The sequence below is a fragment of the Leucobacter sp. VD1 genome, from assembly GCF_037150695.1.
In the GTDB taxonomy this organism is placed as follows: Bacteria; Actinomycetota; Actinomycetes; order Actinomycetales; family Microbacteriaceae; genus Leucobacter.
Genome location: NZ_JBBCPO010000004.1, coordinates 82,020 through 94,947, shown reverse-complemented (window position 1 = coordinate 94,947; position 12,928 = coordinate 82,020). Strand labels below are relative to the sequence as shown.

Sequence of the window (12,928 nt, the reverse complement as noted above, 5' to 3'; positions counted from 1 at the left end):
GGTGGTGTTGTGGGGTGTTATCAAGTCATCGGCTTATTAGTACCAGTCAGCTCCACACGTTGCCGTGCTTCCACATCTGGCCTATCAACCCAGTCATCTACTGGGAGCCTCTCGAACCGAAGTTCACTGAGATCTCATCTTGAGGCCGGCTTCCCGCTTAGATGCTTTCAGCGGTTATCCATCCCGAACGTAGCCAACCAGCCATGCCCTTGGCAGAACAACTGGCACACCAGAGGTCCGTCCAACCCGGTCCTCTCGTACTAGGGTCAGATCCTCTCAAATCTCAAACGCGCGCAGAGGATAGGGACCGAACTGTCTCACGACGTTCTAAACCCAGCTCGCGTACCGCTTTAATGGGCGAACAGCCCAACCCTTGGGACCAACTCCAGCCCCAGGATGCGACGAGCCGACATCGAGGTGCCAAACCATGCCGTCGATATGGACTCTTGGGCAAGATCAGCCTGTTATCCCCGAGGTACCTTTTATCCGTTGAGCGACAGCGCTTCCACAAGCCACTGCCGGATCACTAGTCCCGACTTTCGTCCCTGCTCGACCTGTCAGTCTCACAGTCAAGCTCCCTTGTGCACTTACACTCGCCACCTGATTGCCAACCAGGTTGAGGGAACCTTTGGGCGCCTCCGTTACTTTTTGGGAGGCAACCGCCCCAGTTAAACTACCCACCAGGCACTGTCCCAGAACCCGATCAGGGTCCGTAGTTAGATATCCAATATGACCAGAGTGGTATTTCAACAACGACTCCACGATAACTAGCGTCACCGCTTCAAAGTCTCCCACCTATCCTACACAAGCCACACCGAACACCAATACCAAGCTGTAGTAAAGGTCACGGGGTCTTTCCGTCCTTCTGCGCGTAACGAGCATCTTTACTCGTACTGCAATTTCGCCGAGTTCACGGTGGAGACAGCTGGGAAGTCGTTACGCCATTCGTGCAGGTCGGAACTTACCCGACAAGGAATTTCGCTACCTTAGGATGGTTATAGTTACCACCGCCGTTTACTGGGGCTTAAATTCAAAGCTTCGGGCGAACCCTAACCTCTCCTCTTAACCTTCCAGCACCGGGCAGGCGTCAGTCCGTATACGTCCACTTGCGTGTTGGCACGGACCTGTGTTTTTAGTAAACAGTCGCTTCCCACTGGTCTCTGCGGCCACCACACCCTTTCCCAAGCAAGTTGGTATAAGTGGATGGCCCCCCTTCTCCCGAAGTTACGGGGGCATTTTGCCGAGTTCCTTCACCATGATTATCTCGATCTCCTGAGTATTCTCTACCTGACCACCTGAGTCGGTTTGGGGTACGGGCAACAGCAAACCTCGCGTCGATGCTTTTCTTGGCAGCATAGGATCACCAGCTTCCCCATACGGGTCCGCATCACGTCTCACCCAAAGAACCGATCTCTTAAACCGATTCGGGCTACACGCTTACACCGGGACAACCATCGCCCGGCACTGGCTACCTTCCTGCGTCACACCTCACGCTCACCACCCCAGTTCGGGTTCACAGCCGCCACCCCAACATCACCCGAAGGATCCATCAAGGCTTTGGTTTGTTTAGCACTACTGGTTAGGTCTTTGACGGTTTACCGCCGGTACGGGAATATCAACCCGTTGTCCATCGACTACGCCTGTCGGCCTCGCCTTAGGTCCCGACTTACCCAGGGAAGATTAGCTTGACCCTGGAACCCTTGGTCTTCCGGAGGACGGGTTTCTCACCCGTCTTTCGCTACTCATGCCTGCATTCTCACTCGTGTGGCATCCACGACTGGATCACTCCGCCGCTTCACTCGCCACACGACGCTCTCCTACCCATCCAACGAACTGAACCACGAAGGCTTGTCTATACGCTGAATGCCGCAACTTCGGTGGTGTGCTTGAGCCCCGTTACATTGTCGGCGCGGAATCACTTGACCAGTGAGCTATTACGCACTCTTTCAAGGGTGGCTGCTTCTAAGCCAACCTCCTGGTTGTCACAGCAACTCCACATCCTTTTCCACTTAGCACACGCTTTGGGACCTTAGTTGGCGATCTGGGTTGTTTCCCTCTCGACTATGAAGCTTATCCCCCACAGTCTCACTGCTGCGCTCTCACTTACCGGCATTCGGAGTTTAGCTGACGTCAGTAACCTTGTAGGGCCCATCGGCCATCCAGTAGCTCTACCTCCGGCAAGAAACACGCAACGCTGCACCTAAATGCATTTCGGAGAGAACCAGCTATCACGAAGTTTGATTGGCCTTTCACCCCTATCCACAGCTCATCCCCTCAGTTTTCAACCTAAGTGGGTTCGGCCCTCCACGCGCTCTTACACGCGCTTCAGCCTGGCCATGGATAGATCACTTCGCTTCGGGTCTAGGACATGCGACTGAATCGCCCTATTCAGACTCGCTTTCGCTACGGCTGCCCCTCACGGGTTAACCTCGCCACATATCGCTAACTCGCAGGCTCATTCTTCAAAAGGCACGCCGTCACACCTACAAGGGTGCTCCGACGGATTGTAAGCAAACGGTTTCAGGTACTTTTTCACTCCCCTCCCGGGGTACTTTTCACCTTTCCCTCACGGTACTAGTCCGCTATCGGTCATCTGGGAGTATTTAGGCTTATCAGGTGGTCCTGACAGATTCACACGGGATTTCTCGGGCCCCGTGCTACTTGGGATACACACCACGCAGTGCCACCATTTCGGATACGGGGCTCTCACCCACTCCGGCCCGCCGTTCCAAGCGGTTCTCCTATAGCTACACATTCACGTTCGAGGCTCAGCAGCGCCTCACGGTATGTCCCGCAACCCCGATCGTGCAACCCCTGCCAGGTATCACACACGACCGGTTTAGCCTCATCCGGGTTCGCTCGCCACTACTACCGGAATCACATGTTGTTTTCTCTTCCTGTGGGTACTGAGATGTTTCACTTCCCCACGTTCCCTCTACCCGCCCTATATATTCAGGCGGGAGTCACCAGGTACGCACGCGCCCTGGCGGGGTTTCCCCATTCGGAAATCCTCGAATCACAGCCCGTTTATCGGCTCCCCGAGGCTTATCGCAGATTACTACGTCCTTCTTCGGCTCCAGATGCCAAGGCATCCACCGTTTGCTCTTAGAAACTTGAAATCACATAAGCATTTATCGAAACACACACCCACCACGAACCCGAAAGCCCATGGCCGGTGTGCGACCAATGAAATTAAAGTATCAACCAACCCCATCTCACAACCCACCCCACAAAGAAGCAGATCATGATTTGACGTTGGCTAGATGCTCGCGTCCACTGTGTAGTTCTCAACGTACGGCCGATCCCACCATCACGAACAACACGTTCCGTGACCGCGGGCCGGAAGAATCCCAGTCCACCCACCCCAAACGGGGCGAATCGGCTGGTCTTCCAGGACCCAATAGTATGCACCTGCCGCAAGCCCGCTCACACACCCGCACGTTCCAACACCATCCCCCGAAGAAGACGATGCGTACTAGCACCAGCGAGCAAACAAGCTTGCTTGTCATATGTTCCACCCATGAGCGACTCGCAACGAACATTCGCCGTTGTTCGAGCCATTCTGCGACAGCTTAGCTGTCGAGTGCTCCTTAGAAAGGAGGTGATCCAGCCGCACCTTCCGGTACGGCTACCTTGTTACGACTTAGTCCTAATCACCAGTCCCACCTTCGACGGCTCCCTCCCACAAGGGGTTAGGCCACCGGCTTCGGGTGTTACCGACTTTCATGACTTGACGGGCGGTGTGTACAAGGCCCGGGAACGTATTCACCGCAGCGTTGCTGATCTGCGATTACTAGCGACTCCGACTTCATGGGGTCGAGTTGCAGACCCCAATCCGAACTGAGACCGACTTTTTGGGATTCGCTCCACCTCGCGGTATCGCAGCCCTTTGTATCGGCCATTGTAGCATGCGTGAAGCCCAAGACATAAGGGGCATGATGATTTGACGTCATCCCCACCTTCCTCCGTGTTGACCACGGCAGTATCCCATGAGTTCCCACCATAACGTGCTGGCAACATAGGACGAGGGTTGCGCTCGTTGCCGGACTTAACCGAACATCTCACGACACGAGCTGACGACAACCATGCACCACCTGTATACGAGTGTCCAAAGAGTCCTGCATCTCTGCAGTGTTCTCGTATATGTCAAGCCTTGGTAAGGTTCTTCGCGTTGCATCGAATTAATCCGCATGCTCCGCCGCTTGTGCGGGCCCCCGTCAATTCCTTTGAGTTTTAGCCTTGCGGCCGTACTCCCCAGGCGGGGAACTTAATGCGTTAGCTACGACACAGAACCCGTGGAACAGGCCCTACATCTAGTTCCCAACGTTTACGGCATGGACTACCAGGGTATCTAATCCTGTTCGCTCCCCATGCTTTCGCTCCTCAGCGTCAGTAGCGGCCCAGAGATCTGCCTTCGCCATCGGTGTTCCTCCTGATATCTGCGCATTCCACCGCTACACCAGGAATTCCAATCTCCCCTACCGCACTCTAGCCTGCCCGTACCCACTGCAGGCCCGAGGTTGAGCCTCGGGTTTTCACAGCAGACGCGACAAGCCGCCTACGAGCTCTTTACGCCCAATAATTCCGGACAACGCTTGCACCCTACGTATTACCGCGGCTGCTGGCACGTAGTTAGCCGGTGCTTTTTCTCCAGGTACCGTCACTTTCGCTTCTTCCCTGACAAAAGAGGTTTACAACCCGAAGGCCGTCATCCCTCACGCGGCGTTGCTGCATCAGGCTTGCGCCCATTGTGCAATATTCCCCACTGCTGCCTCCCGTAGGAGTCTGGGCCGTGTCTCAGTCCCAGTGTGGCCGGTCACCCTCTCAGGCCGGCTACCCGTCGTCGCCATGGTGAGCCATTACCTCACCATCTAGCTGATAGGCCGCGAGTCCATCCATGTCCGATAAATCTTTCCAACACCTCACCATGCGGTGGATGCTCGTATCCAGTATTAGACGCCGTTTCCAGCGCTTATCCCAGAGACATGGGCAGGTTACTCACGTGTTACTCACCCGTTCGCCACTCATCCACCCGAGCAAGCTCGGGCTTCAGCGTTCGACTTGCATGTGTTAAGCACGCCGCCAGCGTTCGTCCTGAGCCAGGATCAAACTCTCCGTAAAAAACATGTGCAACCAGACACCGGAATAAGGCGACCAGCTGCGAGTTTGACCTGACAACAGACCATCATTACTGACAATCTCGTTATCCAAAAAAGGAATCTCCAACACCAACCAAAACAGTCGATGCCGGGGATAAATAATTGGCATATGACAATTAAGTGCACACTATTGAGTTCTCAAAGACCAGACACCACCCGTACCAGCCAAAGCCTTCCGAACAGCAACCTGTCTAACTTACCACTTGAACTTGCTTTTCGCAAATCCAACTCGTTTTGATGAACGAGCATCAGAATCTCATCCTGTTTCAGGATGGATCTCGGTGGTGAGATCGAGAGTCCCACTTTACACTCTCAGGCAGACTTTATTCAAGTCCTTCTCGGAGTGATCTTCGTGAGATCCGATTCGCAACTTGTCCGGGCCGCTCTCGCTGCCCGCCCTGTCGCGCTGACAAGGGAATACATTACGCAGATCTCGGAGCCCCTGCAATTACCGCCCAAATCCCGGGCGTGTCTCCGCATGATTCCGCGGTTTTTGCCCTCGACGCCTCTTCTGCTCGCGAGGCCCGAAACCCCCGAAAACAGCCCCAAACTGCCCCAATTGCTCGGTTGGGCCCCGTTTCCCGGGCGTGTCTCACCCTCACAAGCTCCATCAACGTCAGAAGCCGCCCGCCACCGCCCCACCCAGGTGGGACGACAGCGAGCGGCTTCTGCTCGTGCGATGTGCGGGCCAGCGTTGCGCCGGGCCGCAGCGCTCAGCTCTCCAGACGCAGCGCGGCGGTCTCGTCGGCACCGTCGAGCAGGTGTCCGGCGGGATCGGCGTCGCGCCGATCCCGCAGACCGAACGCTCCCCCGCGACCGATGACCACCATGAGCCCGAGGTACAGCAGGAAGCTCACCGCGAAGGCGGGGATGTTCGCGCCGATGGGGCTGGGGGCCACATAGGCGAGCATGTATGAGAGCACGGCGCCGATCACCCACACGATCACGGCCACCCAGTTCACGCCGCCCGTGTACCAGTAGCGGCTCTCGGGGCGCTCGTGCAGAATCTGCCGCGAGTAGCCGCGGCGCTTCAGCAGGTAGTAGTCGGCGATCATGATCGCGAACACCGGCACGAAGAACGCACTGATCACGAAGAGGAAGTCGGTGAACTGGTTCAGCAGCCCGAGGAAGGTCGAGCCAATCACCGAGATCGCGCCGAGCACGAGCGCCGTCGGCAGGAACTTCAGGTGCCACTTCGACTGGGCGTTCACCACCGAGGTCACCATGCCGAACACCACCATCGTGTTCGTCGCCATCACCGACAGGAAGATCGCGATGCCGAGCGGCCAGCCGAACTCGGACACGATGGTCGCGGGGTCGAAGGGGATCGGCTCGCGGTCGCCGCGCAGCAAAACTGCGCTGAAGGCGACGAGACCGAGGAACATCGAGATGGTGGTCGAGAGCGTGTAGCCGATGCCCGAGCCCACGATGCCCGCGGTGCTGCTCTTCGCGTGGCGGTTCATGTCGGCCGAGAGCACCGTCCACGAGATCGCGGTTGCGATGACCATGTCGAGTGTGATGAACGGGGTACCGCCGAGTGAGGAGTCGACGGGGATCGCCGCGAACTCCTCGGGGCTGAACGCCCCGAAGGCGGCGGCGAACACGAAGCCCATGACCACCAGGATCGCCAGGGCGAGCCAGGGCTCCACGCGCGAAATGCCCGTGTGGCCGAAGATCGCCAGCACTACTACGACGGCTTGGCAGATCGCCGAGAAGAGCATGGGGTTCGAGAAACCGGTCGCCTCGTGCACGAGGTAGTTGACCGTGACGCCGGCGAGCATGGCCTGCACCCAACTCCACCCCATGAGGATGATGAGGTTCGCCGCGGCCGGCAGGATGCTGCCGCGAATGCCGAAGGATCCGCGGGTGAGCGCCATCGTGGGCAGGCCGGTGCGCGTGCCCATGTTGCCGATCAGCACGAGCACGACCACGCCGATGAGCGTGCCGACCACGATCATCGCCGATGCTGTGCCGAACGAGACCGCGGGAGTGAAGAGGGTGCCGGTGAGCAGCGTGGTGACCACGAGGTTGGCGGCGAGCCAGATCATCGCGATGCGCAGCAGCGACTGCGTACCGCGCACGGGGCCGGCCGAGTCGTCATGGCCGTCGAGGTTGACGGCCATCGTCTGCGGAGAGGTCACGCCTCGCTCCCCTCGCCCGGCACGGTCGACAGGTGCTCGTGGATCGCGACGAGGCCACCGGTCTCGGCGACGCGGAAGATGATGCTCTCACGCTCGATGTAGGAGTCGGGCCCGTCTGCGGAGTCGATGCTCGTGGCGACGGTGTGGCTGAACACTGCGCCGCCGGGGAAGGTCTGCACGATGCGGTCGGTGGAGCTGCAGGCGGTGACCCGCCAGCCGGAGGCGACCCAGCCGGCCCAGAGCGCTTCGTATGAGGCGCGCGAGTCGAGCCGCGCGGGCTCGGGGTGGAAAATGAAGCTCGCGTCTTCGGAGAAGCCCGAGAAGTAGGCTCCGGTGTCGGTCGCCGCGAACGCCTCGATGATGGCGTCGGCCGCGGCAAGCACCTCGGCTTCAGTGGGGGTGGTGGTCATGCTGGTGCTCCTATGAACCTCAGTGGGGTGCGGCTTCGGGTGGGCGGGAGAGCGGATCGGGGCCGAGCGATCCCGATCCGCCCCGCTCACCCACAGGGGGGTGGATCAGTCGCGACCGGCCATGGCGCTCACGAGCTCGTACACGACGTGGCTCGCGGAGACCGCGGTGATCTGGGCGTGGTCGTAGGCGGGGGCGACCTCGACGACATCGGCACCGACGATGTGCAGGTCGGCGAGACCGCGAATGAGGCGGAGCATCTCACGGCTCGTGAGACCGCCGGCTTCGGGGGTGCCGGTGCCGGGGGCGTGCGCGGGGTCGAGCACGTCGATGTCAATGGAGATGTAGAGGGGCTTGTCGCCAACGCGCTCGCGGATCTTCTCGAGGGCGGCGGGGATGCCGTGCTCTTCGATGAACTCGCTCGTGACGATCTGGAAGCCGAGCTTCACATCGTCTTCAAGGTCGCTCTTGCCGTAGAGGGGGCCGCGAGTGCCGCCGTGCATGGAGGCGGTGAGGTCGATGAGGCCTTCTTCGGAGGCCCGGCGGAAGGGGGTGCCGTGCGTGGTGGGCGCACCGAAGTAGGTGTCCCAGGTGTCGAGGTGCGCATCGAAGTGCAGCACGGCGACGGGCCCGTGCTTCTTGTTGATGGCGCGCAGCAGCGGCAGGGCAATCGTGTGGTCGCCGCCGATAGTGACGATCTTGTCGACCTTTTCGCCGAGTTCGGTGGCGGCTTCTTCGACCTGGCGCACGGCTTCGTCAAGGCTGAAGGGGTTGGCAACGATGTCACCGGCGTCGACGACCTGCTTGCGGGCGAAGGGCGAGATGTCCTGCGCGGGGTTGTAGGGGCGCAGCAGGCGCGAGGCTTCGCGCACGTGGCTGGGGCCGAAGCGGGCACCGGGGCGGAAGCTCACGCCGGTGTCGAAGGGCACACCCACGACGGCGATGTCGGCGGCCGGCACGTCCTCGATGCGGGGCAGCTTGGCGAAGGTCGCGATCCCTGCGTAGCGCGGGGTGAGGCTGGCATCGACAGGGCCCTGAGGCGTGTGTTCGGTCACGGTGCCACTTCCTTTCGAAGTTGTCTTATAGTAAACATGTGAGTTCTGTTGGTGAACTTGCATTCACTATAGGCCGGTTCTTCCCGCGCCGTCAACGAAGCCGCGCACCGCATCGGCACGCGCGGAGAAGGGCAGACACTATGCGCCCCGTGCACCCCACCGCCGACGATGCACCGGTGCGGATCGGAGCCCAGCTGCGATCCTCACGGCTCTCCCAGGCGATGACCCTTGAACACCTCGCCACGGCGACCGGGCTCACCAAAGGGTTTCTCAGCCGCATCGAACGCAACGAGACCATGCCGAGCGTGCCCACACTCGTGCAAATCTGCCAGGCGTTGTCACTGCCGGTGGGCAATCTGTTCGAGGCCCCCGATCTGCAGCGGGTTGCGCTCGCAGATGCCCCGCGCATCAATATGGGCGGATCCGGCGCCGACGAGCGCCTGGTCACGCCCCGCACCGAGGAGCGCGTGCAGCTGCTGCGCTCCCACTTGGAGCCGCACGCGAACGGCGGCGATCAGCTGTACACCGTCAACTGCGCCGTCGAGTCGCTGCATGTCATCTCGGGCTCGGTCACCGTGGAGTTCGCCGGCCGTGAAGAGGCCCTCGACCCGGGCGACACCCTCACCTTCCCAGGTCGCACGCCCCACACTTGGCGCACGGCCGAGGCCGGTGCCGAGGTGGTGTGGGTGCTGGTGCCCGCCGCGTGGAGCGGATCCGCGTAGCGGCTACGTGATCCGCCACCCGCTGGCCACCGGCCACCGGCCACCATCGAGTCGGCCCACAACGTTCGAGCCGGCCTGCAATTCACGTGAATTGCAGGCCGGCTCGAAAAGGTGGGCTGGGTCAGTGCAACCGCCGGGGCCGGGCGGGTCAGCCAGCGACGACGCCGGCGAGGGTCTTCTTGCCTCGGCGCAGCACGGCGAAGCGGCCGTGCAGCAGATCCGCCGCCTCGAGGGCGCGATCCTCGCTCTCGACAGCCACGTTGTTCACGTAGACGCCGCCCTGCGCGACCGCGCGACGCGCCTCGCCCAGGCTCTTCACGAGCCCGGCCTCGACCATCAACTGCGTCACCGGCGCGCCAACCGCACCGACCGCCTGCGACAGCTCCGACACCGCACCCCGCAGCGTCGCCTCGTCAAGCGCGGTCAGATCACCACGACCGAACAGCGCTTCCGACGCGTCGATCGCGCCCTGCGCGGCGGCGGCCCCGTGCACCAGCGTGGTGACCTCAAGCGCGAGACGCTTCTGCGCGGCGCGCTTGAAGGGCTCCTCCGCGACCTGGCGCTCGTACTCCTCGATCTCGGCGCGCGACATGAAGGTGAACACCTTGAGACGATCGATCACGTCGGCGTCGGCCTGGTTGAGCCAGAACTGGTAGAAGGTGTAAGGCGAGCACATCTCCGGGTCGAGCCAGATGGCGTTGCCCTCGCTCTTGCCGAACTTCGTGCCGTCGGCGTTCGTGATGAGCGGGGTGCCCACGGCGTGCGCCGAACCACCTTCGACCTTGCGGATCAGATCGGTGCCGCTCGTGAGGTTGCCCCACTGATCGCTGCCGCCCGACTGCAGCACGCAGTCGTACTGACGGAACAGCTCGAGAAAGTCGAAGCCCTGCAGCACCTGGTAACTGAACTCGGTGTAGCTGATGCCCTCATCCGAGTTGAGGCGTGCCGCAACGGCATCCTTCTTCAGCATGGTGCCCACGCGGAAGTGCTTGCCCACCTCGCGCAGGAAATCGATCGCCGACAGCGGTGCCGTCCAGTCGAGGTTGTTGACCAGACGCACCGCGTTCTCACCATCGCTCGACAGGAATCGCGACACCTGACCCTGCAGGCGCGTCACCCACTCCGCCACGGTCTCGCGACTGTTCAAGGTGCGCTCAGCAGTGGGGCGCGGATCGCCGATCAGGCCCGTGGATCCGCCCACCAAGCCGAGCGGCTTGTGCCCCTTGAGCTGCAGACGACGCAGCAGTAGCAGCTGCACCAGATTGCCCAGGTGCAGGCTCGGTGCCGTCGGATCGAAACCGCAGTAATACGTGAACGGCTCACCCTCGAACAGCGCGGAAAGCGCCTCGGGGTCGGTCGACACGTGCACCAGCCCTCGCCACTGCAGTTCGTCCCACAGGGTGGCGAAGCTGTCGTCGTTGCGCTGGGCGGCCAGGATCTCGGCTCGTTCTTCTGCTACTGACACGCCTGCCATCGTACCGTGACCCAGCCCGGGCGCGCGGCCCCGCAGCAGAAGGAAACACCCAGCACAGTGGATCAACAGACAAAGGATAGCTACATTTATGAATTTGAGCATTCATTCCAAGGAGGATCATGCCGAAGACCCATATCCGCCCGGCGCGCCGTTCGGCCTCTCTCGTCACCGCACTCGCAGCGGTGGCGGCATCGTTCACCTGGGCCGGTGCCGCACCAGCGCTCGCTACCCCCGATCCGGGGTCCCAGGCCGGTTGGCAGTGGACCAGCACCTCAACCGCAGCGCACGCCGCACCGCGCGGCATCACAGTATCGCCAGACGGAGCAAGACTCTTCGTCAACTACGAGGCAGGCAATCTGCTCAGCGTTTTGAACTCCGACACCATGGGCGTCTCCGCCGAGGCACCCATCGAAGGCTGGGGTGAGCCCACGATCACCACTCCCGCCATCGACGGCTACCGCGTGCTCACCGCAGGCACGAACAACGTCTACTCGTTGACACCCGGTATCTGGTCTGGGATCGCTACGCACGGTCCCGGCATCGACGCCATGACCTACTCGAAGCACACGACGACCGTGTTCAGCACCGACGCTGGCCAACTCTCCGAGCGAGACCCGCACTCCGGTGAGCTCATCCGGTACGCCGGCCTGGAAGATTCGCCCACCGCCGTCGCCGCGCACCCCGGCAAGCTCGTCGTCTACACGGCCGACGAGAACCAGCAGTCGATCACCGCGATCGACCTCACACAGGTCGATTGGAACACCGCGCACGGCACCGAGGACGCTTCGACAGTGCTCGCCCTGCCCGGCACGACACCCTCCGACCTGGCCATCTCGGCCGACGGGTCGACGCTCTACGTGCTCGATTACTACGCCGCGATCCACGCGATCGACACCGCCACGTTCACCGTAAAGAAGTCGCGAAACATCAGCGGTGCCGACTTCGCCTCGGCGTCGCTCTCCGTGAACCCCGTGACCGGCGAGCTCGTCGCTTCCGACCTCAACGGCAACGTGTTCTTCATCGACCCCGCCAGCCTCAAGGTCACCCGCGCACTCCCCCTCGAAGAAGGCCTCTGGGACACCGCGATCTCCCCGGACGGCACGAAGGTCTACGTGACCAACACCTTTGAAAGCTCGATCTCGGTGCTCGAATACGTCACCCCCGCCCCAAACCCCGCCACCGACGTACAGGCAATCCCAGGCGCCCGCCAGGCCGCCGTGACCTGGACGGCATCCACCACCGGATCCGCCACTTACACCGTCAGCGCAGTCGGCAGCAGTGACGTGCTCTGCACCACCACGTCAACTTCTTGCGTCATCCCGAACCTGCCGCTTGGCTCAGTGCAGTTCGTGGTGACCACCACCACCGAGGCCGGCTCCACGCCGTCGCAGCCGTCGGCACCCGCGATCATCACCGCCCCCGAAGCGCCGAACTCGGTGCCCACACCCACCGGCGACGCCACCATCGGCTTCGCAGGCGCTCAGCCGACCACCGCGCTGTTCGGCCAGAAGGTCGACGTCGTCGCGACCGGCTTCGCTCCCTCCTCATTCGTCGACGTCTCGCTGCACTCCAGCCCTGTGCTGCTCGGCTCGGGAGTGGTCGGCAATGACGGCACCGCTAACTTCCAGGTGACGATCCCCGCGAGCGGTGTCGAACCCGGCGCCCACCACCTCGTCGCCACAGGTTTCACCGCCCAGGGCGCCCCGGCGGCGGCCGTGCGCGAGATCACGCTCGCGGCACCCCCGGGGCCGAAGCCGCCGACGCCGCCCACGCCCACCCCGGGCGGCGGTTCGAAGACCTCAGGCGGCGACGCGCTCGCCCGCACCGGCGCCGAGACCGAGCCGCCCATCTGGGCAGCGGCGTTCCTGCTCACTGTCGGAGCAGCAGCCGTCACCGCAGCGCGCCTGCGCCGCCGCACGGTCTAATACCGACGGCACCCCGCACACGACGATGCCCCCGCAGGCCTGGC

At 61.9% G+C, this 12,928-nt stretch carries 6 protein-coding genes and 2 rRNA genes; 2 read left to right on the top strand and 6 right to left on the bottom strand.

The annotated features are described in order from the left end of the window. Positions 1 to 16: 16 nt before the first annotated feature. The 5 genes from WFL22_RS12395 to speB form a co-directional block, all read right to left on the bottom strand. Positions 17 to 3,119 (bottom strand): 23S ribosomal RNA (locus WFL22_RS12395). A 475-nt stretch (positions 3,120 to 3,594) separates the two neighbouring features. Further along, positions 3,595 to 5,121 (bottom strand): 16S ribosomal RNA (locus tag WFL22_RS12390). Together the 16S and 23S rRNA genes form the textbook arrangement of a ribosomal RNA operon. 751 nt (positions 5,122 to 5,872) lie before the next feature. Beyond that, on the bottom strand, positions 5,873 to 7,300 hold the full coding sequence (locus WFL22_RS12385; RefSeq protein WP_336993083.1) for a purine-cytosine permease family protein: 1,428 nt from the start codon (positions 7,298 to 7,300) through the stop codon (positions 5,873 to 5,875). Then, the gene (locus WFL22_RS12380; RefSeq protein WP_336993081.1) at positions 7,297 to 7,710 is read right to left on the bottom strand and encodes a YybH family protein; all 414 of its coding nucleotides are present in this window, start codon (positions 7,708 to 7,710) and stop codon (positions 7,297 to 7,299) included. The genes WFL22_RS12385 and WFL22_RS12380 overlap by 4 nt, the downstream gene beginning before the upstream one ends. 105 nt (positions 7,711 to 7,815) lie before the next feature. Then, positions 7,816 to 8,763 (bottom strand): agmatinase, encoded by a 948-nt coding sequence (gene speB, locus WFL22_RS12375; RefSeq protein WP_336653101.1) that lies wholly within the window; start codon positions 8,761 to 8,763, stop codon positions 7,816 to 7,818. Between the two features lie 140 nt (positions 8,764 to 8,903). Between speB and WFL22_RS12370 the strand changes: the two genes are divergently transcribed. After that, positions 8,904 to 9,485, top strand: coding sequence for a helix-turn-helix domain-containing protein (locus tag WFL22_RS12370; RefSeq protein WP_336653102.1), 582 nt, complete (start codon positions 8,904 to 8,906; stop codon positions 9,483 to 9,485). 148 nt (positions 9,486 to 9,633) lie between these two features. Here WFL22_RS12370 and tyrS read toward each other — a convergent pair whose 3' ends face one another. Continuing rightward, complete coding sequence (tyrS, locus tag WFL22_RS12365) at positions 9,634 to 10,950, bottom strand: tyrosine--tRNA ligase (protein ID WP_336653103.1); 1,317 nt, start codon at positions 10,948 to 10,950, stop codon at positions 9,634 to 9,636. Between the two features lie 128 nt (positions 10,951 to 11,078). Between tyrS and WFL22_RS12360 the strand changes: the two genes are divergently transcribed. After that, entirely contained in the window at positions 11,079 to 12,884 is a 1,806-nt protein-coding gene (locus WFL22_RS12360) for a YncE family protein (RefSeq protein WP_336993079.1), read from the top strand. The last annotated feature ends 44 nt before the right edge of the window (positions 12,885 to 12,928 follow it).